Below are 26,110 nucleotides of genomic sequence, written 5' to 3' on the forward strand. Positions count from 1 at the left end.
CCAAAAACGGCAGCCTGAACTCCACCGACCGTGTGAACCTGAACCGTGAATACACGGAACTGGCCAACGAAGTGGAACGGATTGCCACGGGCACCACCTTCAACGGCAACTCGGTGTTTGCTGCCGCCAACAAGAGCCTGTCCTTCCAGGTGGGCACCGGCAACGCCACCACCGACACCCTGACCCTGAACCTGACTGACACCGGTGCAGCGGGTGGTAACGATTTGCAGAACATTCTGGGCGGCAACACAGCCGGTGCGATTGCCACCAACTTTGGTGACATCACGGCGGTGGCCAACGCGGCCAACGCGCTGACCTCGATTGACGCGGCCTTGGACGACATCACCGGCATCCGTGCGGTGGTGGGTGCGGGCCAAAGCCGCCTGGAGCAGGTGGCGGCCTTTGCCGACCTGTCCAGCGTGAACCTGTCCACAGCCCGTGGCCGTATCATGGACGCGGACTTCGCCAAGGAAACGGCCAACCTGACCCGCTCGCAGATTCTGCAGCAGGCCGGCACCGCGATGCTGGCCCAGGCCAACCAGTTGCCCAACAACGTGCTGAGCCTGTTGAAGTAATTTGAATTGAATTGAATTGAACTGAATTGACCAAGCAGCAGCCGGCCTGATTCCTGTTACCGGTTGTTTTAGAGAGGCGAGTCTTTACTCGCCTCTTTTTTTGTTTGGAAGTTGGTTTTAAGCAATTGAAAACAAATGAAAATCAGCCGATTTTTTTAAAACTCACCCCTCAAGTTAACCCAAACGGGTTCGTTAATTAATCATCGGCGGAACAAAGCTCGCCGAACTGAACAAAGGACAACTCCTTTGATGAACTCAATCAACTCTGTTGGAGTGACATTATGTTAGGCATCAATACCAATACCCCCTCACTGGGCGCACAAATGAACCTCAGCAAGTCTGCTGGTTCCCTCGACACCTCAATTGCACGTCTGTCTTCCGGTCTGCGTGTGAACAGCGCCAAAGACGACGCCGCTGGCCTGGCGATTGCTGAGCGCATGAATGCCCAGATCAAGGGCTTTGATGTGGCTTCCCGCAATGCCAACGATGGCGTTTCTCTGCTTCAAGTGGCTGACGGTGCGCTGAGCAAGATTGGCGACAACATGCAGCGTATGCGTGAACTGGCTGTTCAGGCCAAAAACGGCACTTTGAATGCGACAGACCGCTCGAACCTGAACCGTGAATATCAGGAGCTGGCTTCTGAAGTAGACCGTATCGTGGACGGTACGTCCTTCAACGGCAACGGCGTTTTTGCCGCAGCCAACAAATCCGTTAGCCTGCAAGTGGGGGCTGGTAATGCGACCACTGACACCTTGGCGATCAACCTGACCGACACCGGTGCCGCTGGCGGCAATGATTTGACCACCACATTCGGAACCGCGGGCGCAGCATTCGGTGCTATTGATTCTGTGGCCAACGCCACCACCGCGATCACCAACATTGATTCCAACATCAACACGGTGACCAACCTGCGTGCGACAGTGGGTGCTGGCCTGAGCCGTCTGGAACAGGTGGCCTCTTCTCTGGAAACCAACAGCGCCAACCTGAGCACAGCCCGCGGCCGCATCATGGACGCAGACTTCGCCAAGGAAACTGCGAACCTGACCCGTTCGCAGATTCTGCAACAGGCTGGCACTGCCATGCTGGCCCAGGCCAACCAGTTGCCCAACAACGTGTTGAGCCTGCTGCGCTAAACCGGCTGAACGGGGGCTTGCCCCCGGACGCTGAGCCCCCGAGAACCCCAGACCCCGTGTTTGAGGTGTTTTCGGGGGGTTTTTCATTCTCAGGAATAGGCCGCTAAGTAGTTTGTCTAAGTTGACGGGTTGTTCTAAATCGCTACACTGGCTGCGTTTTCATGAATTCAGCGGAGCAATTGTGCTTAAAACTTACGGCTTCTCGATTGTGTTCTCGGTGGTGTGCACCGGTTTAGCCCTCATGTGGGGTCATCACTCCGGGATGGGGGTTTGGGCCGCCCTGTGGCTGGTAGCAGTGTTGGGCATTCTGGAAATTTCCCTGTCGTTCGACAATGCTGTTGTGAATGCGGCCGTGCTGCGCAACATGACCGAGTTCTGGCAAAAAATGTTTTTGACAGTCGGTATTTTGATTGCCGTGTTTGGTATGCGTTTGGTGTTCCCGATTGTGATTGTGTCTGTGATCACCGGCATGAGCAATATGGATGTGATTCAGATGGCGCTGAACGAGCCCGACCGTTACGGCAAGGTGCTGACAGACGCTTATCCGATGATTGCCACCTTTGGTGGTTCCTTTTTGTTGATGGTGTTTTTGGCCTTCATGTTCGACCCCGAGCGCGAAATTCACTGGCTGGAGCCGATTGAGCGCCGCCTGGCTGCCCTTGGCAAGCTGGAGAGTGTGACTGCACTGATTGCGTTGATTGTGGTGGTCATCACATCGTTGGCGATTGATGAAGCGTTGCAGTTCAAGGTGCTGCTCAGTGGCGTTGCCGGCGTGGCCTTGTTTGTGGCCATCAGCACGCTGGACCAGTTGTTTGAACAGCGCATGGAAGAGATGACTGGAGAATCCGCCAAAAGCGACCTGACCTCGACCGTGGGCAAAATGGGCTTCTCGGCTTTTCTGTACCTTGAGGTGCTGGACGCCAGTTTCTCGTTCGACGGTGTGGTGGGTGCGTTCGCGGTGACTCGTGATGTCGTCATCATCATGCTGGGCCTTGCCATTGGCGCTATTTTCGTGCGTTCCATCACCATTGACTTGGTGCGCCGTGGGGTGTTGCAGGAGTATGTGTACCTTGAACACGGTGCGCATTATGCGATCGGTGTGCTGGCCGGCATCATGTTTGTGGGCACACAGGTTCACATTCCTGAAGTCATCACCGGTTTGATCGGTATCGCCTTCATTCTGGCCGCCTACCTGTCTTCTGTGAAACACCGCAAGGCTGAAGCCGCTGCCTGAACGTACATGGCGTGATTTGCCTCAGGCTCATCCGTTGAGCCTGGGGTTCAGCTCAACCACCACGGTGTTTCCTCGGTCCAGCGCAATATATGGCGCCGGGTCGAGGGGCTGTCCAGCGGCATTTGGCTGGCCAGTGTTCGGGCCAGTTCAACCAAGTTCCGGTCAATGAGTGGGTCGGAGTACCTCAACATGGGCAGACCGGACTGCCGCTTGCCCAGTAACTCTCCCGGCCCGCGAATTTCCAGGTCTTTCTCGGCCAGTACAAAGCCGTCGTCGCTTTCATGCATGGCCTTCAAACGCATTTTTGAGGTCTGTGACAATGGGCTGCCGTACAGCAGCACACAGACACTTTGCAGGCTTCCCCGGCCAACACGGCCACGCAACTGGTGCAGTTGGGCCAAACCAAAACGTTCGGCTTGGTCAATCACCATGAGGCTGGCATTGCTCACGTCCACCCCCACTTCAATCACGGTGGTGGACACCAAAAGGTCCACTTCGCCCGATGCAAAAGCAGCCATGGTGGCCTGTTTGTGGGCATTGTCCTGCCGGCCATGCAACAGGGCGATTCTGCGCTGTGGCATGAGGCTTTTGAGATGCTCGAAGGTGGCCTCGGCCGCTTGCAGGTCCAGCGTTTCGCTGTCTTCAATAAGCGGGCACACCCAATACACCTGTTGCCCCTTGTCGATTTCCAGTTCAATGGCTTGAACCAGTTGATCCCGCTTTTGTTGGGAGAGCAGTTTGGTCACAATCGGTTGCCTGCCCGGTGGCTTTTCATCGAGGTTGGACACGGCAAGGTCGGCCAGATAGGTTTGCGCCAGCGTTCGCGGGATAGGCGTTGCACTCATCATGAGTTGGTGGGCCAGCAGGCCTTCTCCTGCTTTGGCAATCAGGCTTAGTCGTTGAGCAACGCCAAACCGGTGTTGCTCATCCACCACCACCAAAGCCAGCGATTTAAAAGCGACGTGGTCTTGCACCAAAGCGTGGGTGCCGATGACTACATCAAGTTCGCCAGTGGTCAACTGCTCCAACACTGTCCGCTTGTCTTTGCGTTTCAAGGCGCCTTGCAACAGGCCGCAGCGCACCCCAACCTGTTCAAACAGGGGTTTGAGTTTGTGGTGGTGTTGCGCGGCCAGCACTTCCGTGGGGGCGAGTATGGCGGCTTGGTGGCCTTGCTCTACCACGCGCAGGCAACTGAGCGCCGCCACCAAGGTTTTGCCACTGCCCACATCCCCTTGCAGCAGGCGTTGCATGGGGTGGGCTTGAATCAGGTCTTGTGCAATTTCTGCGCATGCGCGCTTTTGCGCACCTGTGAGTTCAAAGGGTAGCCCTTCCATGAAGGGGGTCACCAATTGGCGAAGTGGGGCGCCTGTCATCGGCAAGGCCCGTTCTTGGCGGCGGTGTTCACGGTATTGGCGCAATTGCAGTTGCTGGGCCAACAGTTCATCGACTTTCACCCGTAGCCATGCAGGGTGGGTACGCCCATTCAGCGCTGGAAGGTCGCTGGTGGCGGCCTGCCCATGCAAGGTGTTGATGACCTCAGCCCAAGGCAAGAGGCGGTGTCGGGTGCGCAGGGCCTGGGGCAGGGTGTCGTCTTGGCAGGCGGCAGGAAGCCGTTTCATCCAGCGCCGCCAGTCGGCTTGTTTCACTGCGCCTGTGCTTGGATACACCGGAGACAGGGGGCCTTCAGGGTTGGAGGCCGCGGTCGGGTCTGCGCTCGTTTCCGCAGGGCTGCTCCATTCTTGGGGCGGCAACACCCGCACCTGGGGGTGCACCATTTCCAGCGTGCCGTAACCTTGGCGCACCTGGCCACTGATGTGCAGCCTGGTGCCTTCGCTGAGTTTGTCCTGCAAGCCCGGGTAAAAATGCAACCAGCGCAGCAGCAGTTGGGTGGAGCCGTCTTCCACCCACACCCGCAGTTGCTTGCGGGGGCGGTACTGAACGTCCTGCCCAACAACGGTGGCTTGCAGGTTCGCTTTCTGTCCCGGCGTCAGCGCGTCCATGGCGGTGATGGACGCCAGGTCTTCAAACCGAAGTGGAAAATGCAGCGCAAGCCCCATCCAGTGTTTTGCGGGCAACAGGTCGCCCACCGCCTCAACAATGGTGTCGGGCAGCGGGTGAAGTTCCGGAAACTCTGGGGGGTGTTGCTGGCTCAATGTGCAGGCTCAAGGTGCCTCACAGGGCCAGGATGGCTTCCACTTCAAAGCGGGCGCCTTTGGGCAGGCTGGCCACTCCGACTGTGGAGCGGGCCGGAAATGGGGCGGACACATATTCCTGCATGATGGCGTTGACCTGTGCGAATTCGCTCAGGTCGGTCAGAAACAGGGTGAATTTGACCACGTTGGCCAGGCTGCCACCTGCGGCTTCGGCCACAGCTTTGAGGTTGGAGAAAGCCTGACGGGCTTGTTCTTGGGTGGTTTCACCCACCAGTTCACCCGTGGCAGGCACCAAGCCGATTTGCCCGGAGGTGAACACAAAGTTGCCCAAGCGAATGGCTTGGCTGTAAGGGCCGATTGCGGCAGGGGCGTTGGGGGTGGAAACAACAGTGGCGTTACTCATGGTGGGTCCGTGAATGTGAATGATGTTCAATCGGCGAGGGCTGGCGCCCAATCTGCTGGATGATACCGCCCGTCGCACCGCGTCGGGGCGTTGTGCCTGGCGTTTTTTGAACGCAATGTTGGGCTTGCGCGTGAGGGGTTGGCTTGCAATAATCAGTGCACCGTTTTTAATAGGTAATCACAATGACCCTGACGGAACTCAAATACATTGTTGCGCTGGCCCGTGAGAAGCATTTCGGACGCGCAGCCGAGGCCTGTTTTGTGAGTCAGCCCACCCTGTCGGTGGCCATCAAGAAGCTGGAAGAAGAACTGAATGTGTCTTTGTTCGAGCGGGGTTCCAGCGAGGTGTCCTTGACCCCTGTGGGTGAACGCATTGTGGTTCAGGCCCAGCGCGTGCTGGAAGAGGCCGCATCGATCAAATCCATCGCCCAACAAGGCATGAACCCCTTGACCGGGCCGTTGCGAGTGGGCGTGATTTACACCATCGGGCCCTACCTGTTGCCGGGCTTGGTGACCCGGATGATTGAGTCCTACCCGGACATGCCTTTGTTGCTTCAAGAGAATTTCACGGTGCGCCTGCTGGAACTGCTCAAGCAGGGCGAGCTGGACGTGGCGGTGCTGGCACTGCCCATCAATGAGTCTGGTTTTTCCATCGAACCCCTGTATGACGAGCCCTTTGTGGTTGCGGTGCCCAAAACCCACCCTTGGGCAGCGAGAAAGCGCATACACCCTGATGAATTGAAGCTGGAGAACATGTTGTTGCTGGGGGCTGGTCACTGTTTCAGGGACCAAGTCTTGGGAGTTTGCCCGGAGCTGTCGCGGTTTTCCCAATCGTCGGAAGGTATACAACGCACGTTTGAAGGCAGTTCGCTGGAAACCATTCGGCACATGGTTGCGTCGGGCATTGGCATCACCGTGCTGCCATCCAGTTCAGTGCCTGACCCTGTTCCGGAGTCGTCTTTGTTGACTTACATCCCGCTGGATGAGGGCGACACCAAACGCTCGGTGGCGCTGGTTTGGCGCAAAAGCTTCGGGCGGCGCGAGGCGGTGGACGCGTTGAAAGCCAGCATTCTGAAGTGCAGGCTCAATGGCGTAGAATTCGTGTCGTCCCCAACCCCGCCAAGGGCCTGAGCCCGCCAATATGATTGCCCTGAACCGTGCCCGCCTGCGGGAATATGTGCTGCTGACCCGGCTGAACAAGCCCATTGGTATTTTGCTGCTGCTTTGGCCCACCCTGTGGGGTTTGTGGATGGCAGCAGGTGGGTTGCCCCCGGTGCCTGTGCTGCTGGTGTTTGTGGCTGGGGTGGTGCTGATGCGTTCAGCGGGCTGTGCCATCAACGACTATGCAGACCGCGATTTTGACCGCCATGTGGAGCGCACCCGCGACAGGCCATTGACGGCTGGGCGAATTGCACCGCGTGAAGCCGTGGCGGTGGCTGCTGTGCTGGCGTTGGTCGCCCTGTTAATTACTTTGCCCTTGGGTTGGGCAGTGATCGCGATGAGTGTGCCTGCTGCGGTGTTGGCGGGCTCTTACCCATTCACCAAGCGGTTTTTCCCCATGCCCCAGGCATATTTGGGCTTGGCGTTTGGCTTTGGTATTCCCATGGCGCATGTGGCTGTGTTGGGGCACGTGCCTGTGCAGGCTTGGTTGTTGTTTGCTGCCAATGTGTTTTGGACGGTTGCGTACGACACGGAATACGCTTTGGTGGACAAGCCGGACGATGTGAAGTTGGGCATACGCACCTCGGCCATTACCTTGGGGCGTTTTGATGTCGCCGGCATCATGGCCTGTTATGCCCTCAGTCTGGGTTTGTGGGCGTGGCTGGCGGCGTTACAGGGTTGGCAATGGCCGTTTTGGGTGGCGCTGGCTGTGGCTGCTGGCCTTGCGGTGTACCACTACACCCTGATTCGTGAGCGTGACCGCGCCAAATGTTTCAAGGCGTTCCTGCACAACAATTGGGTGGGGGCCGTGTTGTTCGCAGGCTTGGTGTTGGGCCAAGCCGCTTGAGGACTTGCTTGGCCTAAGGCTTAGCTGCCGTTTTGAAGTTCGATGGCCCTGGCCATCGCCGCCTGCGCACCTTGCACAATACCGGGCCCTACTTGCGCTGCGCGCATGGCCTCCAAGCCTGCGAAGGTGGTGCCGCCTTTGGAGGTGACACGCTCGCGCAGGGTGGACAGTGCTTCAGTGCTTTGACTGGCCAATGTGGCCGAACCCAAGAGGGTTTGGCGCACCAGAAGGTCGGCCGAAGCGTCGTCAAAGCCCAAGTCGCGCGCAGCCTGCGCCAGTGCTTCCATCCAATAAAACACGTACCCCGGGCCACTGCCGGAGATGGCTGTGATGGCGTTGATCTGGTCTTCCTGATTCAGCACCAGCACCTGTCCGCAGGTTTCAAACAGGCGGACGGCCGAACTGCGGTCCGCGGTGGAGCAGTTGTCTGTCAGGTACAGGCCACTGAGGCCCTGACCAACCAAGGCTGGAGTGTTGGGCATGCACCGCACCACTCGGGCATCGGGCTGTCCGCTCCACTGGCGAATTTGATCCACGGAAACGCCCGCGGCAATGCTGATCACCAAGCGGCCTTCAAGCTCGCCACCATGCGTGTTCAGCACGTCCTTCATCAATTGTGGTTTTACGGCAAGTACCACAGCGTCTGCATCAAAGTCATCAGGCCACAACTCGCTGCACTGGATGCCCAGGTTTTGCATATTGGTTTGGGCTTGAGCGCTGGGGTCAATGGCCCGGCAATCGGCTGCGTCCACGCCTGATTTGAGCAGGCCGCCCAGGATGGCGTAGGCCATATTGCCTGCGCCCAGAAAGAGGATTCGATTCATGGTGAGAGAGGTCCGGTCGAGGTCAAGGGCAACAATCAGCCGCGGCTGCCAAACAGGGCCGTGCCAACCCGCACACAGGTTGACCCGCAGGCGATGGCCAGTTCAAGGTCCGAGGACATGCCCATGGAGAGTGTGTCTACGGGTAAGCCGATCTGGTTCAGTTGTTGGTGCAGGGTGGCGCAGGTTTGAAATTCGGATTTCAACTGTGCCTCATTGTCGGTGGGGGCTGGAATGGTCATCAGCCCACGCAGGTTCAGTCGGGGCAGGTGCGCGATGGCCTGGCAAAGAGCGACCACTTCATTCGGAGCTACCCCGGACTTGCTCGCTTCGCCGGAGGTGTTCACCTGCACCAGTACATTCAGCGGGGGCAGGTGGGGCGGGCGTTGCTCGGAAAGGCGTTGCGCAATCTTCAACCGGTCAACACTGTGTACCCAGGCGAAGTGCTCGGCAATGGGGCGGGTTTTGTTGCTTTGAATGGGGCCAATGAAATGCCACTCCAGTGGGGGTTGGCCGTCAATCCCGTCCAGCCGGGTGATTTTGTCCAGCGCCTCTTGCAGGTAGTTTTCACCAAAGGCCTGTTGACCGGCCTTGGCCAAGTCCAACACGCGCTCCGCAGGGAACGTTTTGCTGACCGCCAAGAGGCGGACGTCCTGCAGCGGTCGGCCAGCCTGAAGGCAGGCCTGCTCAATGCGCTGCTGAACGGCTAGAAGCGATTGCGTGGCACTCATGTCGCGAAAATTCCATACACACCGGAGCATTGTCTCATGACCCTGACTGAATTGCTGAGCTGGACCGTGGAGCAACGGGGGTCCGATTTGCATTTGTCCGCAGACATGCCGCCGATGGTGCGTGTCGATGGCGATGTGAGGCGGCTGAGCGACGCGGTGCTGAATGCGCGTGAGGTGATGAACCTCGTCACCAGCGCGATGAATGAGGGCCAGCAAGCCCAATGGAAAGAGCAACTGGAGTTGGACTTCAGTTGGGAGATTTCGGGCCTGTCGCGTTTCCGGGTGAACGCTTTTCTTCAGGCACGTGGCCCTTCGGCTGCCTTTCGTGTGGTGCCCAACCGGGTTCGTACCCTGGATGAGCTGGAGGCCCCGGCAGTGTTCAAAACCATTGCCCGTGAACCCAACGGCATTGTGTTGGTGACAGGGCCAACAGGTTCCGGTAAAAGCACGACGCTGGCGGCCATGGTGCACGAGGTCAACACTCACCAGAAGGGTCACATTCTGACCATTGAAGACCCCATTGAATTTGTGCACCAGCCGATGAATTGCATCGTCAACCAACGGGAGCTGGGCGAGCACACCCACACCTTCGGCGCAGCCTTGCGCGCGGCATTGCGTGAAGACCCGTATGTTATTCGGGGGGGTTAAATGCGAGACCTGTAAACCATCAGCGTGGCCTTGCCCGCGGCTTAGACGGGTCATTTGGTTTTTGCCACTTTGCACACCTCATCGGCCCAAAAAACACTCGACCGTATCGTCGATGCCTTTCCGTCGGGTGACAAAGGCATGGTCAGGGCGATGTTGTCAGAATCGCTTCGGGCCGTGATCTGCCAAACCTTGCTCAAACGTCAGGGTGGGGGGCGTGTGGCCGCGCATGAAATCATGTTGGCCACGCCGCCAATCCGCAACCTGATCCGTGAGGGCAAGGTGGCCCAGATGGTGTCCGCGATCCAGACTGGTGCACAACACGGCATGCAGACCATGGAACAGTCTGTGCAACGTCTGTTGGTGACCGGCAAAATTTCCCGTGAAACCGCAATGAGCATCATGTCCAAGGTGAACGCATCATGATATTCGGACGACTGGTGGATCAACCCACCCAAGAAAACAGTACACTCAAACCCATTCAAACCTTGCAGGGCCAACCCCCATCGTTGGCCGGGCAACACAACAATGGGAGAACCACATGGCTGCGGGCGTGTATGAATTTTCTACAAAAACACTGGACGGTCAACCACTTGCACTGAGCGACTTTCAAGGCAAGGTGCTGTTGATTGTGAACACCGCCAGCAAATGTGGCTTTACGCCCCAGTACGCTGGCCTGCAGGCCTTGCACGATGAGCTGGCTGAGGAAGGCTTGGTGATCATCGGTTTTCCCTGTAACCAATTTGGCTCACAGGAGCCCGGTGCCGAGCCTGAAATTGGTGCGTTCTGCCAGCGCAACTACGGTGTCAGCTTTTTGATGTCCGAGAAAGTGGATGTCAATGGCGCCAACGCCCACCCCTTGTATCAATACCTGACCAAAGAGGCCAAGGGTATTTTGGGCACCTCAGGCATCAAGTGGAACTTCACCAAGTTCCTGATCCGGAAAAACGGTGAGGTGTTCGACCGTTACGCGCCCACCACCACACCGGCCGCCCTGAAGGCCAACATTCAAAAACTGCTGGCTGAGTAAGAAGCCTTTTCAGGCGGGGTCGGTGGATTCCGCCCGAGGTCGGTAAACCCCACGCGTCAGTGGAATCTCGAACAAGCGACATTCAATGGTGCCGTTGTACAACGGCGCCTTGCGCTTGGGGCTTAGACCCAGGCTGTGTTTGATGTCCAAATCACCTGAGAACAAGAAGGCTGTCCAGCCGGCGTAGTGGTGCTTGAGCAAATCGCCATAGGCCTTGAACAAGCGGGTGTAAGCCTCGTCCTCAGGCACATCAGCGCCCTTGGCCCGTACCCGCTCGCCGTAGGGCGGGTTGCTCAGCACAATGCCAGTTGGTGCAGGGGGCATGACCGTCAGCGCATCGCGTTGATGGAACTGAACCAATCCGGCATCGATCAATTCCCCAAACCCGGCGCGTTGACAGTTTTCTACGGCCATAGTCACCAGCAGTTCGGTGATGTCGCTGGCGTGCCATTGAAAGTGCTTTTTGCCCAGCGCTTCATCCAGCCCTTGGTTGAAGCGCTTGTTGGCGTCGTCCTGCATTTCATCGCCCAGCGCCGGGTCGTACACCTTCAGGTTTTCAAATGCAAAACGGCGTTCAAGGCCAGGGGCGCGGTTGCACAAAGCCGACAGGGCTTCGATGACCACGGTGCCACTGCCACAGAACGGGTCGAGGTAATGCACGGGTGTTTCCTGCAGCAACGCCTGATGGGCCACACCTTGGCTGGCAATGGCCCACAGCCCGGCGGCGAGGTTTTCTTTCAAGGGCGCTTGCCCATGCTCCAGCCGCCAGCCACGTTTGAACAGGTTTTCCCCGGCCAAGTCCACATACAACACCACTTCATTGGGGCTGATGGCCCCAAAGACGCGCACATCAGGTTTGTCCACGCTCACATTGGGGCGTTCATCAAACCGTTCGATGAAATGGTCGCAGATGGCGTCTTTGAGCCGCAGTTGGGTAAAGCGCAGGCTGTTGACGTCCGCCCCGAGGTTGTTCAAATCAACCCGGAACGTGTGACTGAGCTTGAACCAGTTGTGCCAGTCCACTTGCTTGGCCAGCGCATAGAATTCGTCATCGCTGTTGCAAGGGGACTTCAACACCTGAAGACCGATACGGCCTGCCAAACGGCTCCAGTAGGTCATCCGGATGGCTTGGCGCCAACTGGCTTTGAAATGCAGGCCACCGGGGACGGCCTTGCATTCGGAGGCCCCCATGGTTTGCAATTCCCGGGACAAAGCCTCCTCAAGCCCGCGAGGGCAACTGGCAAAGCAGGTGAATGTGCTTTGTTTGGTGCTGTTGGCCACCGGCTTGACGGGCAGCACTGGGCTGGGCCGGTTGGCGGGTGGGGGTGAGGCAGGTCGTCTTGGGAAATTGGGTTTGGGCATGCTTCAGAAGGGTTTGACGACAACAAGAATGATTGCGATGGCCATCATCACCACCGGGAATTCATTGAACCATCGGTAGAAGGTGTGGGTTTTGGTGTTCTGGCCAGCTTCGAATTTGCGCAGCAGACGCCCGCAACCATGGTGATAGCCCACAATCAACAGCACCACCAGAATTTTGGCGTGCAGCCAGCCACTTTGGCCACCAATGCCGATTTTGTACACACCCACCAAGGCAAACCCCAGCAACATGGCTGGAATGGCCAGCAGGGTCATGAAACGGTAGAGCTTGCGTGCCATGGTGAGCAAGCGGGCGGTGGCCGCAGGTTCCGTTTCCATGGCCAGGTTCACGAAAATGCGGGGCAGGTAAAACAGGCCTGCGAACCAACTGGCCACAAACAAGATGTGAAAGGACTTCACCCACAAATAGCCGTCCATGGCGTACTCCTGAAAATGTGACGGGTTATTGACGAATTTCGCCGTGACCGAACACCACCCATTTCTGGCTGGTCAACCCCTCAAGCCCCACGGGGCCACGGGCGTGGATTTTGTCGGTTGAAATACCAATTTCCGCACCCAGACCGTATTCAAAACCGTCTGCGAAACGGGTCGAGGCATTGATCATGACTGACGCAGAATCAACCTCGCGAATGAAGCGCATCGCATGTTGATGGTTGCCAGTCAGAATGCTGTCGGTGTGGTGCGAACCGTACCGGTTGATGTGCTCGATGGCTTGGTCAAGGCTGTCCACAATTTTGATGGACAGGATGGGGGCGAGGTATTCAGTGCCCCAGTCTTCCTCGGTGGCGGGCACGGCTTTGGGCAGCAGCGCCAAGGTGCGTCCGCAGCCACGCAATTCAACACCCTTGGCCGTGTAGATGGCAGCCAGCGCGCTGAGCACTGGCTTGGCCACATGCTGATGCACCAGCAGCGTTTCCATGGTGTTGCAGGTGCCGTAGCGGTGGGTTTTGGCGTTGTCGGCAATTCGAACGGCGTCATCAATGCTGGCGGACTCGTCCACGTACACGTGGCAAATGCCGTCCAGGTGTTTGATCACGGGTACCTTGGCTTCACGCGAGATTCGTTCAATCAGGCTTTTGCCGCCCCGGGGCACAATCACGTCCACGTACTCGGTCATGGTGATGAGCACACCCACCGCAGCGCGGTCGGTGGTGTCGATCACCTGCACGGCGGCAGCAGGCAAACCCGCTTCCTCCAAGCCTTGGGCCACCAATTTGGCCAGCACCTGGTTGCAGCGGAAGGCCTCCGAGCCACCCCGAAGGATGGTGGCATTGCCGGATTTGATGCACAGCCCTGCCGCATCCACTGTCACATTGGGACGGCTTTCGTAAATGATGCCAATAACCCCCAAGGGCACCCTCATTTTTCCAACCTGAATACCGCTGGGCCGGTTTTTGAAATCCGTCATTTCACCAATGGGGTCGGGCAGTTGGGCAATTTGCTCCAGGCCCTCGGCCATGGTGTCGATGGCTTTGTCGCTCAGGGCAAGGCGGTCCAGCAACGCAGGCTCCAGGCCTTTGGCCTTGGCCTCGTCCAGGTCAGCCTGATTGGCTGCCTTGATTTGTGCAGCCTGCTGGCGGATGAGCCGGGCGGTGGCCAGCAACGCAGTGTTTTTGGCGCCTGTGTTGGCCCGCCCCATGGCCGCAGAGGCCTGTCTGGCCCGTTGACCGATGCTGTGGATGACTTGTTCGATACTCATGTGTTTCTCTCGTGATCGCTGGCCGTTCTTGGCCTGAATGATGTCGCTGAATGATTACACTGCGGGCATGGCCGGCGGCGGCAGGCCTGCCAGCCCAAGGCCGATGATCTCCAGCGCAGTCCACGGGTTGCCAGTCTGCATGCCCTTGATGGTTTTTTCGGCGGTGTAACACCAGGCGGTCAGCGTTTTCAGGCTGTCTGCACCGTGACGTTTCATGGCTTGACCGATGAAGTTCTGCCGGGTTCCCCACACCCTGTTTTGGCGGCATGCATCCATCAGGCTTTGCCCTCTTCGCATGGCTGCCTGGGTGTCACGTATGGCGCGAATTTCTTCCTGCAAAGCCCAAAGCACCAGCGTGGCGGCTTCACCCTCTGCTTGCAGCCCTTCAATCATGCGGCCCACGCGGCGGGTGTCCCCGGCCAAAGCGGCCGCACCCAAATCAAATACATTGTACCGGGCCGAATTGGAGACCTGGCTCTGAACATCGTCCAGGGTCACCGGCCCATTTTTTGAAAGGGCCAGCTTTTCAATGGCTTGGTGCGCTGCCAGCAGGTTGCCTTCCGTGTTCTCGGCCAGCCAGGTGCAGGCTTCTCGGCCCATCGAAAGGCCTTTGCGTTGGGCTGTTTGGGCCACCCATTGGGCCATGTTTTCAGGCCCTACCTGTTTGCAACTTATCTGAGTGCCTTGCGCCAGCAACGCCGAAAAGCCCTCGCTTTTTTCCAGTGTTTTGGTTAGCTTGGGGCCGGTAACCAGCAACAGGTGAGGGCTTTGCCCCTGTGCAATCCATTGCACCGCCTGGGTAATCGCATGCGCCTGTTCCTTGTTCATTTTGGGTTGCGTCAGCCGCACTTCGATCAGGCTAACGTCCCCGAACAGGGAGACTTCTGCAAACAGGGCTAAAAAAGCCTGAGGGTCGAATTGCCGGTCGAGGTCAACCACGGTGCGTTCCGATTGGGCCTGCTTGCGCGCCAAACTTCGGTACAGGTCGGCTGCTTGCACCAGAAACAGCGGTTCATCGGTGAATACGGTCAGCAATTGGGGCAGGGGTGCGCCAGGGCGTTGCCCTTGCTCCAGCCACTGCTCAAGTGCGATGCTTTTCACGATTTCCCGTTGTTCACTTTAAGGGCGGCCAGTCGGCCTGTGATCTGCCGTGCGATGTCGCGCTGCATTTCCGTCACCAAGCTGGCCTCTTCCTGTTCTTTGCCCAGCACCTGATCATCGCTGTAGGTCAGCTCACGGCGCTGCTGCACCGCTGTGGTGGCAATGAGGAAATCGCCGTTGCGGTCAGTGACCTGGTAGGTCAATTCGTAGGTCAGACGCACTTCACGCGCACGGCCAGAGGCGCTGAACGTGACCACGCTGCGGTCGCGTTTTTCCTTGATCAGCGTGAGTTTCAGGGGGGCACCCTCTGCTGGGTTGACTTTCAGGTCCAGCGTTTGAAGCTGCAAATCCATGTTGCGGCTCATCTCGCTTTTCTCCATGCCCCTCAATTCGATTCGGTTGAAGTCGAAGGTGTACTGGCCACGCAACTGAAAACCGCAGGCCGACAGCAGGGCGGCGGCAAACAGCAAGGGCAGCAGAGAGCGGATGCGAATCATGAATTCACCTGATGAGTCTTGAACACGAGAACGTTGCCTTGAGCTTACACCACAATGTTGATCAGCTTGCCGGGAACCACAATGACCTTCTTGGCAGGCTTGCCTTCCATGTGCTTGGCGGCCACGTCGCTGGCCAACGCAGCGGCTTCAATGGCCGCTTTGTCAGCTGAGGCGGGCACTTCAATGCTGCCCCGCAGTTTTCCGTTGACTTGCACCATCAAGGTCAGCTCACTGCGCACCAAGGCTTTTTCATCCACTTCGGGCCAAGGGGCGTCCAGCAGGTTGCCGTGCGTCTTGGCGTAGCCCAAGGTGTCCCAAAGGTAGGCGGTGATGTGCGGCACAATCGGGTAGAGCACACGCAGCAGAATCCCGAAGCCTTCAGTCAGCACTGCCTGTCCGTCCTGTTCAGTCAGGGCTGTGGCGTGGGCTTCCAGCGTGTTCAGCAGTTTCATGCCTGCGGACACCACGGTGTTGTACTGGTTGCGGTCGTAATCGAAATTGGCCTGTTTCAGAATCTCGTGCACATCGCGCCGGGCGTCCTGAGCGGCTTTGCCCAACTCGCCGGGCAAGCCTGTTTGGGCGGACAGTGTGGCTTGCTGGTTCAGGCCCAAGTGATAGACCCGCTTGAGGAACCGGTGTGCCCCTTCCACGCCCGAGCTGCTCCATTCCAGGCTTTGCTCGGGTGGGGCTGCAAACATGGTGAACAGGCGGGCGGTGTCTGCGCCGTATTGGTCAATCAACGCTTGTGGGTCAATGCCGTTGTTTTTGGACTTCGACATTTTTTCCACACCACCAATCTGAACCGTGCTGCCGGTGCCTTTGAGCTTGGCCGACACAGGCCGGCCGCGATCATCAAAAGCCACTTCAACCTCGTCGGGGTTGATCCAGGTTTTCTTTCCGTTGGCTTCTTCAGTGTAGAAGGTGTCGTTGAGTACCATGCCTTGCGTGAGCAGGGCGGTGGCAGGCTCGCGGAATTTCACCAAGCCAAGGTCGTTCATGACCTTGGTCCAGAAACGGGAGTACAGCAGGTGCAGGATGGCATGCTCAATGCCGCCAATGTATTGGTCCATCGGCATCCAGTAGTCGCTGCGCGCGTCGGTCATGGTGTCAGCGTCGTTGCACACATAGCGGGTGAAGTACCAGCTTGAGTCCACAAACGTGTCCATGGTGTCGGTCTCACGGCGCGCAGGTTTGCCACACTTGGGGCAACTGCAGCTCAGGAAGGCTTCACTTTTGGCCAAGGGGTTGCCGCTGCCGTCCGGCACCAAATCTTCGGGCAGCACCACGGGCAGGTCTTGTTCAGGCACCGGCACATCACCGCAGGTGTCGCAGTGAATGATGGGAATTGGGGTGCCCCAGTAACGCTGGCGTGAAATGCCCCAGTCGCGCAGGCGGAACTGAATGCGTTTTTCGCCCAAGCCCTGGGCTGCCATCAGCTCGGCAACGTGGTTGACTGCTGCGCTGTGGTTCAAGCCATTCAATTCGCCCGAGTGGATGCAAACGCCGTTTTCTTTGTCGCCGTACCAGTCAGCCCAGGTGGTGTTGTCGAAGGCTTGGCCTTTCACATCAATGACTTGTTTGATCTCAATGCCGTACTTCAAGGCAAAGGCAAAGTCACGCTCATCGTGGGCAGGCACGCCCATCACCGCGCCGTCGCCGTAGCTCATCAGCACATAGTTGCCCACCCACACGGGCACATCAGCACCTGTGATGGGGTGCTTCACAGTCAGCCCGGTGGGCATGCCCTTTTTCTCCATGGTGGCCATGTCGGCCTCGGCCACGCCCCCAGCTTTGCATTCGGCGATGAAGGCTTGCAGTTCAGGGTTGTTGCGTGCGGCCAAGGTGGCCAAAGGGTGTTCAGCAGCCACAGCGGCGAAGGTCACGCCCATGATGGTGTCAGCCCGAGTGGTGAACACGTACAGCTTGCCGTCCTGCACCAACTGGCCTTGGTCATCGGCGATGGTGTGGGGGAAGGCAAAACGCACGCCGACTGATTTGCCAATCCAGTTTTCCTGCATCAGCTTGACCCGTTCTGGCCAGTTCAGGTCTTTCAGGTCATCCAGCAGCACATCGGCGTAATCGGTGATGGCCATGTAGTACATGGGAATGTCGCGTTTCTCGACCACGGCGCCGGAGCGCCAGCCACGGCCATCAATCACCTGTTCGTTGGCCAGTACGGTCTGGTCAATCGGGTCCCAGTTCACGGTGCCTGTTTTTTTGTAGACGATGCCTTTCTCCAGCATCTTCAAAAACAACCACTGGTTCCACTTGTAGTAATCGGGTTTGCAGGTGGTCACTTCCTTGGACCAGTCAATGGCCAGCCCCATGGATTCCATCTGCTTTTTCATGTACGCAATATTGCTGTACGTCCACGCCGCGGGTGGTTTGCCGTTGGCCATGGCTGCATTTTCAGCAGGCATGCCGAATGCATCCCAGCCCATGGGCATGAGGGTGTTGTAGCCCTTCATGCGCTTTTGGCGAATCATCACGTCGTTGATGGTGTAATTGCGCACGTGGCCCATGTGCAGCTTGCCGCTGGGGTAAGGCAACATGGACACGCAGTAGTATTTGGGTTTTTCCTGGCCTTGGGCATCTTTGGCAAACGCCTCGGCGCGGTAGGCGTCGGTGGTTTTCCAGGCCGATTGAATGTCGGCTTCGAGGGTTTGCGCGTTGTAGGTCGTGTGCATGGCTGGTGTTGCATGAGGGCCTGCGCCCCAAAAACAGGGCTACACAGGCAAATTAGGGGCAATCCGTCATTATACCGGGCTTGCGCCTGCGCATGACCGTGGCCAGACGGCATCGGGGCGCACAGGCGCGGCGTGAATGGGCAATACCCCTGTTAAAATCAACAGCATTTCCATGATGGTGAAACCCGCGCTGTGTCCTTGCTCGATCAACTGAACCCTGAACAATTGGCAGCAGTCACTCTGCCGCGCGAATCAGCCCTTATTTTGGCAGGGGCGGGCAGCGGTAAAACCAAGGTGCTGACAGCGCGTATTGCGTGGTTGATCCAGACCGGGCAAGTGGGCCCCAACGGGGTGCTGGCCGTCACCTTTACCAACAAGGCCGCCAAGGAAATGCTGCACCGTATTTCCAGCATGCTGCCCATCAATACCCGCAGCATGTGGGTGGGCACCTTCCACGGCTTGTGCAACCGCATGCTGCGCGCCCATTGGCGTGAGGCGGGTTTGCCGCAGGCGTTTCAGATTCTCGATACTCAGGATCAACTGTCGGCCATCAAACGCATGTACAAGGTGTTGAACATCGACCCCGAGAAGTATCAGCCCAAACAGTTGGCGTACTTCATAGGGTCGGCCAAAGAACAAGGTTTGCGGCCCAAAGATGTTGAGGCCTTTGACGACTACCACCGTGTGTTGGTGCGCCTTTACGAGGCCTACGAGGCCCAATGCCAGCGCGAAGGGGTGGTGGATTTTGCCGAACTGCTGTTGCGTTCCTTCGAGTTACTGGGCGCCAACCCGGCTTTGCGTGAGCACTACCAAGCACGCTTCCGATACATCCTGGTGGATGAGTTTCAGGACACCAACACGCTGCAGTATCAGTGGTTGAAACGACTGTCTGGCCCCGAGGGCTGCATTTTTGCGGTGGGTGATGACGACCAGTCCATTTACGCGTTTCGCGGTGCCCGTGTGGCCAACATGAGCCAGTTTGAGCGCGAATTCAACGTGCAGAACCGAATCAAGCTGGAACAGAACTACCGTTCGGTGGGCAATGTACTAAAAGCCGCCAACGTGCTGATTGCGCACAACAAAGCCCGTTTGGGCAAGGACTTGTGGACTGAAACCGGCGAAGGCGAGCCCATTCGCGTATACGAGGCCGTCAGCGATCAGGATGAAGCTTCCTTCATCATTGATCGAATCCGCAAGCTGACCACCGAGGAAGGTTTGGGGCGTTCCGAGGTCGCAATTTTGTACAGGTCCAACGCCCAGTCTCGGGTCATTGAACAGGCCTTGTTCAATGCGTCCATTCCTTACCGCGTGTACGGCGGTTTGCGCTTTTTCGAACGCGCTGAAATCAAGCATGCGCTGGCTTATCTGCGCCTGCTCGACAACGCGGACGATGACAATTCCTTTGCCCGTGTCGTGAACTTTCCAACGCGGGGCATTGGAGCCCGCACCGTGGAGCAATTGCAGGACGTGGCCACCGGCCAGGGCCTCTCGCTTTACCGGGCGATTGGTTTGATGGAAGGCCGCACCCAGGCTGCTTTGCAGAAATTTGCCCAGTTGATCGAGCGGTTGCGGTTTGAAACCCGCGGCATGGGCTTGCCTGAATTGGTCGACAAGGTGGTCACAGACAGCGGTCTGTTGGCTCATTTCGAGTTGGACAAAGACGGCGAAGACCGGGTTGAAAACTTGAAAGAACTGGTGAACGCGGCCGCGTCATTCGCAGTCGCTGAGGGGCATTTCCAGGACACCGCGGCCACCGAGGTGGACCCTGAAAAGTTGATTTCGCCTTTGGCGGATTTTTTGTCGCACGCCTCTCTGGAGGCTGGTGACAACGGCGCAGCGGCCGGTGAAGAGGCTGTTCAACTGATGACGGCTCACGCGGCCAAGGGCTTGGAGTTCCGTTGTGTGTTTGTCACCGGCCTTGAAGAAGGCTTGTTTCCGCACGAGAACAGTGTGGGCAATACCGTGGAGGCGGGTGATGGTACTTCCGTTGAGGCGGTGGAAGAAGAGCGCCGCCTGATGTACGTGGCCATTACACGGGCGCGCGAGCAATTGTTCCTCAGCTATGCACAGCAGCGCATGTTGCACGGGCAAATTCGTTACCACCTAAGGTCACGTTTTCTGGATGAGCTGCCCGACGATGTTCTGAAATGGCTCACCCCACGGCGTGCACACATTGCCACGTCGGGTTGGGACAATTTGGACGCCAAAAGCTGGGGCGGTGGTTCATCGGCGTGGTCCAAAGGCAGTTACAGCACTTCCACCCAATCGGCGGCCAAGCGGCCATATCCCATTGGCACTGGTGTGGCCCATGCCAAGTTTGGTCAAGGTGTGGTGGTGGCTTATGAAGGTGAGGGTGACGACCAAAGAATACAGATCAACTTTGGCCGTCAAGGGATGAAATGGTTAATGCTGAGTTTGGCCAAGCTGGAGCCAACGTGAGCTATCAACTCAAACTTATTTCAAATCTTTGGTTAACGGCAGCACTCAAGACAAACCCAAGGCCTCCGCCAACACGCACTGAACCCGCAAAGGTTGCGGTACCCGGCTAGACCAAGTTCCACAACAACCACTTTTGCGGTTCGATCAGTCTCCCGTAATAGCCAATTCGTCCGTATGCTCAAACACCGCAGTGTAGGAGAAGTAAACCGTGGCCAAGGAAATGGCCATGATCAGGGCCAGCGTCATGATATTCAGCGCGCCCAGCAAGGCGGCGGGCAGACCCAGCAGACTGAATACACCGACGATTAGCCCGCTCAGCATGGAGCTAAGCAGCAACCAGCCCATGCCGTAGATGACGAATGCGCCTTTGTTTCGCCACACCGCCACCCAACTGGAGAAAATAGCCTGGCCGGGTTGCATGTCATGCCACACCACCAACACCGGTGCATACCAGAAGGCCAGAATCACTGGAATGGTGGTCAATATGGTCAGCGCGGCTGACTGCATCATGAATTCAGTCACTTGGGCCAATTGCTCTGGGGGCAGATTGCGCAGATTGGCCAAATCAATGTCGGGCTGAGGCCCCATCACCAAATGCGCGATCAGCTTGGCCACCGCAAACCCAGCGGTATAGGCCACACCCAGCATCATCAGCTTGTTCAGGTAACGCCGGTTGTCAGGCCCCAAGCCTGCGAACAAAGTGGCGGGGGTGATTCTCAACCCCGAGTTGGCCATTTTGCCAGCCAGGTTGATGCCGTAGGCCATGGCCGGGGTCAACAGGGTGACCAGTGCTGCGCCTAAAAAGGGAATCAGAATGCCGACAAACAAAATGACAAACAGGTAGGTGTTGCCGAAGATAAACAGGTCTGCAGGGCGCTTGCGAAACAGCGCCACGCCTTGCATCAGCCAATTCCAGCCGTCCCTGGGTGTACAAACATGCAGATGGGTCGCCATGGCTTGGGTCAACCTTGCTGAGGCAGTGGGGGAATGCCTTGGCGGCGGGCCAGCACAATCCGTTCAAAGTGGCTCGGGTCTTTCACGTTCAGCACTTCGGCGTCTCGAGGCAGGTAGTAGTCCATCAGGCGCGAGGTCCAGAATCGAAGGCCGGCAGCCCGCAGGGCATCCTGCCACAAGGCGCGTTCAGAACCGTTTAAGGGCCTCGCCTTCATGTAGGCCTGAGTCAGCGCGTTGACGCGTGCTGCGTCAAGTTCGCCACTGGTCAGGTTGATACACCAATCATTCACGGTGACTGCCAAGTCAAACAGAAATGTATCCACGCCGGCGAAGTAGAAATCGATCACGCCGCCCAGTTCGTCACCCACCATCAGCGCATTGTCGCGGAACAAATCCGCATGCACCGCCCCTCGGGGTAGCTTGGCGTAGGTGTCGCTGTGTTGTACGGCGTGTTGGTGCGCCACTTCGTTGTTCAGCAGACGCAAGAGCGTTTCCGGCAGGTAGGCTGCCAGCGTTTTAGCCGATTCACTGATCCATTCCAGGCCGCGTGGGTTGGGTGTTTGGCCGTCGAAGTTGTGCACAGCACTGTGGGCACGGCCCAAAAACTCACCGATTGCCGCGCATTGGGCCGGGTTGGTGTCAATCACGGATTGACCCTTCAGGCAGTTCACCAAGGTGGCGGGTTTGCCTTTCAGGTCGCCATGCACTCGCCCATGCGAGTCAGCCACCGGGCCGGGCACCGGAAGGCCCGCTTGGGCCAAGTGCCCCATCAGGCCGAGGTAAAAGGGCAGGTCCTCGGCGCGCAGTTTCTCGAAAATCGTGAGCACATAGCGCCCAGCGCTGGTGTTGACAAAATAGTTGGTGTTTTCAATGCCGGACGAGATGCCTTCGAAGCTGATCAGCTCCCCGCAGGCGCGGTCCTTGAGCCAGAGGCTCAGTTCCTCATGGGTGATGCGGGTGAATACGGCCATGTCAGGTCCTGTTGACAAGAAAAACGGGGTTTGCCCTCGAGAGCAAACCCCGCGATTTTAACCGCACTTTGTGCCTGGATTACAGGTCCAGAAGCATCTCGGTCTCGCTGTCGGATGGGCCAAAGGTGCGTTTTTCGTAGAAACGGAAAATTCGGTCCAGCACCTCGTCAGGGGTTTCAACAATCTCGAACAGGTCCAGATCGGACTCGCTGATCATACCCTCACCCAGCAAATGACTTTTCACCCAGTCAATCAGGCCGCTCCAGAATGCGTGGCCAACCAACAGCACCGGAATGCGTCGTCCCTTGTTGGTTTGAATCAGCGTCAGCGCTTCAAACAACTCATCCAGCGTACCAAACCCGCCGGGCATCACCACATAGGCACTGGCGTACTTCGCGAAAGCCACCTTGCGGGCAAAAAAGTGCCGGAAGGTTAGCGAAATATTTTGGTACGGGTTGCCGTGTTGTTCAAAGGGCAACTCAATGTTCAGGCCCACGCTGGGTGAAGCCCCGGCATGGGCCCCTTTGTTGGCGGCCTCCATGATGCCCGGGCCCCCACCGCTGATCACGGCAAAACCCGCGTCGGACAGGGCGCGCGCAATGTCCTCGGTCAGCAGGTAATAAGGGTGGTCTGGTTTGGTCCTGGCGCTACCGAAGATGGACACCGAGGGGCGAATTGCCGAGAGCTTCTCGGTCGCCTCGATGAACTCTGCCATAATCCCCAGCACATGCCACGACTCCCGGGCCTTCACTGTGGTGGACTGTTCCTTGGAGGGCAGGTGTCGCAAGGTCGGAATGTTCTTGTTTTTGCTAGTCATATGAAGCGCTTACTCCTTGTCGATGGGTCCAGTTACCTCTACCGCGCCTTTCACGCCATGCCCGACCTGCGCAATCGCGCCGGTGAACCCACCGGGGCTATTTACGGCATGGTCAACATGCTGCGTCGCCTTCGCGCCGATCATGTCACTGACGACGGGCCGGACCATTGTATCGCCTGCGTTTTTGATGCACCGGGCAAAACCTTCCGTGACGACATTTATCCGCAGTACAAGGCCAACCGTTCCAGCATGCCTGAGGACTTGGCCCTGCAAATCCCTCACATCTACGAGGTCACCCGAGCGCTGGGTTGGCCCATCATCGCCGAGCCCGGCATAGAAGCCGACGATGTCATCGGCACCCTGGCCCATGCCGCGCTGGCTCAAGGTTTTGAAGAGGTGGTGATTTCCACTGGCGACAAAGACCTTGCCCAGTTGGTGAATGACCATGTGCGCTTGGTCGACACGATGAAAAATTCGGTCATGACGCGCGAGACGGTGTTCGAAAAATTTGGCGTCTACCCCGAACAAATTGTGGATTACCTCACGTTGGTCGGCGACACAGTCGACAACGTGCCGGGTGTGGACAAAGTCGGCCCTAAAACAGCCGCCAAGTGGCTGGCCGAGTACGGCACGCTGGATGGGGTGGTGGCCAATGCGGATGCCATCGGCGGCAAAGTCGGCGAGAACCTGAAAAAAGCCCTGGATTGGTTGCCCACCGGCAAAACTTTGGTCACCGTTAAAACTGACTGCGAATTCAACGAACGGGATCAGATCAGCAGTGCCCTGCAGGCCCAACCCGAAAACCCGGATGTGTTGAAAACACTGTTTCAGCGTTTCGAATTCAAGACGTGGTTCAGGGCCCTGGGTGGGGCGGCCGACGAGGCCCCAACAACTCAGCCCAAGGCCACGGGCCAAACTGGCGACCTGTTCGCAGAACCCGACTCGGCCTTGCCTTCCGGCCCCAATCAATTGTTCGACGCACCCACACAAGACGCCAGTTCAATTGTCACCGAGTGTGTGATGACTGTTGAGCAACGGGCTGTTTTGCTTGAACGCCTCAGCGATGCAGCCCGAAAAGGTCAACCGGTTGCATTTGACACCGAGACCGATTCGCTTGAGCCGCTGAACGCAAGGGTAGTGGGCTTGTGTTTTGCGCTTGAGCCGGGCACCGGTTACTACCTGCCACTGGCCCATCAGGACTTGACCGCTGAGGCCCAACTGCCTTTGGATGAAACCCTGGCATTGTTCAAACCCTGGTTTGAAAACCCGAAGGCGGGCAAAATCGCCCAGAACGCCAAGTACGACACCCATGTGCTGGCCAACCACGGTATTGCCGTGCAAGGTTTGGTCGATGACACCATGCTGGCCAGTTACATTCTGGAGGCCCACAAACCGCACGGCATGGATGCATTGGCCTTGCGCTGGCTCAACTACAACACCATCAAATACGAAGAAGTGGCCGGAAAGGGAGCCAGTCAGATTGGCTTTGAGCAGGTGCCAATTGCCACGGCCACCCGCTACGCCGCCGAAGACGCTGAAGTCACCTTGCGCTTGGCGCATGTGCTTCGTGAGCAACTGGCCCAAAGCCCCGATTTGCTGGACTTGTACCAAAACGTCGAGTTGCCTTTTGCGCAAACCCTGTTTGATGTTGAGCGCAATGGTGTGTTGATTGACAGCCTGCGCCTGGATACCCAAAGCGCAGAAATCGCCGAGAAGCTCAAGGACATTGAATCGCAAGCGTTTGAGCTGGCCGGTGGCGCCTTTAACCTGAATTCCCCCAAGCAGATTGGTGAATTGCTGTTCGACAAGCTGGGCTTGCCCGTGGTGAAGAAAACCGCCAGTGGCGCACCGTCCACCGATGAAGAGGTGCTCACCAAACTGGCCGAGGACTACCCCTTGCCGGCCAAACTGCTAGAGCACCGAAGTTTGGCCAAGCTCAAGAGCACCTACACCGACAAGCTGCCGAAAATGGTGAATGCACGCACAGGCCGTGTGCACACCAATTACGCCCAAGCTGTCGCGGTCACTGGCCGCTTGGCCAGCAACGACCCCAACCTTCAAAACATTCCCGTCCGCACCGCCGAAGGGCGGCGTGTGCGCGAAGCCTTCATAGCACCCGCAGACCATGTGTTGGTATCGGCCGATTATTCCCAGATCGAATTGCGCATCATGGCGCACATCAGCGGCGATCAGGCCTTGATTGATGCCTTCAAAAACGGCTTGGACATTCACTCGGCCACAGCCAGTGAAATTTTTGGTGTGGGTTTGAACGAGGTCACCAGTGACCAGCGCCGCACTGCCAAGGTCATTAACTTTGGCCTCATTTACGGCATGAGCGCCTTCGGTTTGGCGGGCAATTTAGGCATCACCCGCGATGCCGCCAAGCTATACATCGACCGTTATTTTGCCCGTTACCCCGGCGTGGCGCGGTACATGGAAGACGTCCGCACCCAGGCCAAGGCCCAAGGGTACGTGAGCACAGTGTTCGGGCGGCGCTTGTGGTTGCCTGAAATCAAAAGCCCCAACGGGCCGCGCCGCGCTGCTGCGGAAAGGGCAGCCATCAACGCACCCATGCAGGGCACCTCGGCCGATCTCATCAAAATGGCCATGAACCGCCTCCGGGTGTGGTTGCGTGACGAAGGCTTGCAATCCCGCATGATCATGCAGGTGCATGACGAAGTCATACTCGAAGTCCCCAATTCCGAATTGCCCCTGATTCAGGTCAAAGTACCGGAGATCATGACCCAAGTGGCGGAACTGAAAGTACCGCTGGAGGTCGGATGTGGGGTGGGCTCCAATTGGGATGAAGCCCACTGAGCATCACCGAGTACTT

General features: G+C 57.8%; 21 protein-coding genes and 1 pseudogene. 9 read left to right on the forward strand and 13 right to left on the reverse strand.

Annotated features, from left to right (window positions below; genetic code table 11):
* The 3 genes from ACK4FF_RS12095 to ACK4FF_RS12105 all read left to right on the forward strand — a co-directional run.
* Window positions 1-575 (forward strand): flagellin (locus tag ACK4FF_RS12095; RefSeq protein WP_409709510.1); only part of this gene is annotated, 575 nt, incomplete at its 5' end.
* A 281-nt stretch (window positions 576-856) separates the two neighbouring features.
* The gene (locus tag ACK4FF_RS12100) at window positions 857-1,708 is read left to right on the forward strand and encodes a flagellin (protein WP_409709513.1); all 852 of its coding nucleotides are present in this window, start codon (window positions 857-859) and stop codon (window positions 1,706-1,708) included.
* A gap of 181 nt (window positions 1,709-1,889) precedes the next feature.
* The gene (locus ACK4FF_RS12105) at window positions 1,890-2,942 is read left to right on the forward strand and encodes a DUF475 domain-containing protein (RefSeq protein WP_409709516.1); all 1,053 of its coding nucleotides are present in this window, start codon (window positions 1,890-1,892) and stop codon (window positions 2,940-2,942) included.
* Between the two features lie 47 nt (window positions 2,943-2,989).
* On the opposite strand, the gene recG is transcribed toward ACK4FF_RS12105, so the two are convergent.
* Together recG and ACK4FF_RS12115 are read right to left on the reverse strand one after the other, a co-directional pair.
* Window positions 2,990-5,095: an ATP-dependent DNA helicase RecG gene (gene recG / locus ACK4FF_RS12110; RefSeq protein ID WP_409709519.1), complete on the reverse strand. Its 2,106-nt coding sequence runs from the start codon at window positions 5,093-5,095 to the stop codon at window positions 2,990-2,992.
* A 19-nt stretch (window positions 5,096-5,114) separates the two neighbouring features.
* A complete protein-coding gene (locus tag ACK4FF_RS12115) occupies window positions 5,115-5,498 on the reverse strand; it encodes a RidA family protein (protein ID WP_409709523.1) in 384 nt (127 codons plus the stop codon).
* 182 nt (window positions 5,499-5,680) lie between these two features.
* Between ACK4FF_RS12115 and ACK4FF_RS12120 the strand changes: the two genes are divergently transcribed.
* Both ACK4FF_RS12120 and ubiA read left to right on the forward strand, forming a co-directional pair.
* The gene (locus ACK4FF_RS12120) at window positions 5,681-6,628 is read left to right on the forward strand and encodes a LysR substrate-binding domain-containing protein (protein ID WP_409709526.1); all 948 of its coding nucleotides are present in this window, start codon (window positions 5,681-5,683) and stop codon (window positions 6,626-6,628) included.
* Between the two features lie 10 nt (window positions 6,629-6,638).
* The gene (ubiA, locus tag ACK4FF_RS12125; RefSeq protein WP_409709529.1) at window positions 6,639-7,505 is read left to right on the forward strand and encodes a 4-hydroxybenzoate octaprenyltransferase; all 867 of its coding nucleotides are present in this window, start codon (window positions 6,639-6,641) and stop codon (window positions 7,503-7,505) included.
* Window positions 7,506-7,525: 20 nt separating this feature from the next.
* On the opposite strand, the gene proC is transcribed toward ubiA, so the two are convergent.
* Window positions 7,526-8,329 (reverse strand): pyrroline-5-carboxylate reductase, encoded by an 804-nt coding sequence (proC, locus tag ACK4FF_RS12130; protein ID WP_409709532.1) that lies wholly within the window; start codon window positions 8,327-8,329, stop codon window positions 7,526-7,528.
* Window positions 8,330-8,364: 35 nt separating this feature from the next.
* On the reverse strand, window positions 8,365-9,057 hold the full coding sequence (locus ACK4FF_RS12135; protein ID WP_409709535.1) for a YggS family pyridoxal phosphate-dependent enzyme: 693 nt from the start codon (window positions 9,055-9,057) through the stop codon (window positions 8,365-8,367).
* A 36-nt stretch (window positions 9,058-9,093) separates the two neighbouring features.
* Between ACK4FF_RS12135 and ACK4FF_RS12140 the strand changes: the two are divergent.
* Window positions 9,094-10,128, forward strand: a pseudogene (locus ACK4FF_RS12140) (type IV pilus twitching motility protein PilT).
* Window positions 10,129-10,243: 115 nt separating this feature from the next.
* Window positions 10,244-10,732, forward strand: a complete 489-nt coding sequence (locus tag ACK4FF_RS12145) for a glutathione peroxidase (RefSeq protein ID WP_409709538.1) — start codon at window positions 10,244-10,246, stop codon at window positions 10,730-10,732.
* A 9-nt stretch (window positions 10,733-10,741) separates the two neighbouring features.
* Here ACK4FF_RS12145 and ACK4FF_RS12150 read toward each other — a convergent pair whose 3' ends face one another.
* From ACK4FF_RS12150 to leuS, 6 genes are read right to left on the reverse strand one after another with little or no spacing between them, the layout of a single operon-like run.
* Complete coding sequence (locus tag ACK4FF_RS12150) at window positions 10,742-12,094, reverse strand: class I SAM-dependent RNA methyltransferase (RefSeq protein WP_409709541.1); 1,353 nt, start codon at window positions 12,092-12,094, stop codon at window positions 10,742-10,744.
* 3 nt (window positions 12,095-12,097) lie between these two features.
* Window positions 12,098-12,529: a CopD family protein gene (locus ACK4FF_RS12155; RefSeq protein ID WP_409709544.1), complete on the reverse strand. Its 432-nt coding sequence runs from the start codon at window positions 12,527-12,529 to the stop codon at window positions 12,098-12,100.
* A 25-nt stretch (window positions 12,530-12,554) separates the two neighbouring features.
* Entirely contained in the window at window positions 12,555-13,811 is a 1,257-nt protein-coding gene (locus tag ACK4FF_RS12160) for a glutamate-5-semialdehyde dehydrogenase (protein ID WP_409709547.1), read from the reverse strand.
* Window positions 13,812-13,865: 54 nt separating this feature from the next.
* Entirely contained in the window at window positions 13,866-14,912 is a 1,047-nt protein-coding gene (holA, locus tag ACK4FF_RS12165; RefSeq protein WP_409709550.1) for a DNA polymerase III subunit delta, read from the reverse strand.
* Window positions 14,909-15,409, reverse strand: coding sequence for an LPS assembly lipoprotein LptE (gene lptE, locus ACK4FF_RS12170; RefSeq protein ID WP_409709553.1), 501 nt, complete (start codon window positions 15,407-15,409; stop codon window positions 14,909-14,911). The genes holA and lptE overlap by 4 nt, the downstream gene beginning before the upstream one ends.
* 44 nt (window positions 15,410-15,453) lie before the next feature.
* Complete coding sequence (gene leuS / locus ACK4FF_RS12175) at window positions 15,454-18,096, reverse strand: leucine--tRNA ligase (protein WP_409709556.1); 2,643 nt, start codon at window positions 18,094-18,096, stop codon at window positions 15,454-15,456.
* A gap of 192 nt (window positions 18,097-18,288) precedes the next feature.
* On the opposite strand from leuS, the gene ACK4FF_RS12180 reads away from it, so the two are divergent.
* Window positions 18,289-20,535: a UvrD-helicase domain-containing protein gene (locus tag ACK4FF_RS12180; protein WP_409709559.1), complete on the forward strand. Its 2,247-nt coding sequence runs from the start codon at window positions 18,289-18,291 to the stop codon at window positions 20,533-20,535.
* A 144-nt stretch (window positions 20,536-20,679) separates the two neighbouring features.
* Here ACK4FF_RS12180 and ACK4FF_RS12185 read toward each other — a convergent pair whose 3' ends face one another.
* The 3 genes from ACK4FF_RS12185 to ACK4FF_RS12195 form a co-directional block, all read right to left on the reverse strand.
* The gene (locus tag ACK4FF_RS12185) at window positions 20,680-21,489 is read right to left on the reverse strand and encodes a BPSS1780 family membrane protein (protein ID WP_409709562.1); all 810 of its coding nucleotides are present in this window, start codon (window positions 21,487-21,489) and stop codon (window positions 20,680-20,682) included.
* Window positions 21,490-21,497: 8 nt separating this feature from the next.
* Window positions 21,498-22,460 carry a homoserine kinase gene (locus tag ACK4FF_RS12190; RefSeq protein ID WP_409709565.1) on the reverse strand — a complete coding sequence of 321 codons (963 nt, stop codon included), beginning with the start codon at window positions 22,458-22,460 and terminating at the stop codon, window positions 21,498-21,500.
* Window positions 22,461-22,539: 79 nt separating this feature from the next.
* Entirely contained in the window at window positions 22,540-23,277 is a 738-nt protein-coding gene (locus tag ACK4FF_RS12195) for a TIGR00730 family Rossman fold protein (protein WP_409709568.1), read from the reverse strand.
* Here ACK4FF_RS12195 and polA point away from each other — a divergent pair, their 5' ends adjacent.
* Window positions 23,278-26,094 carry a DNA polymerase I gene (gene polA, locus ACK4FF_RS12200; protein WP_409709572.1) on the forward strand — a complete coding sequence of 939 codons (2,817 nt, stop codon included), beginning with the start codon at window positions 23,278-23,280 and terminating at the stop codon, window positions 26,092-26,094.
* Window positions 26,095-26,110 lie beyond the last annotated feature (16 nt).

The sequence above is a fragment of the Limnobacter sp. genome (genome assembly GCF_046297615.1).
Lineage (GTDB): Bacteria > Pseudomonadota > Gammaproteobacteria > Burkholderiales > Burkholderiaceae_B > Limnobacter.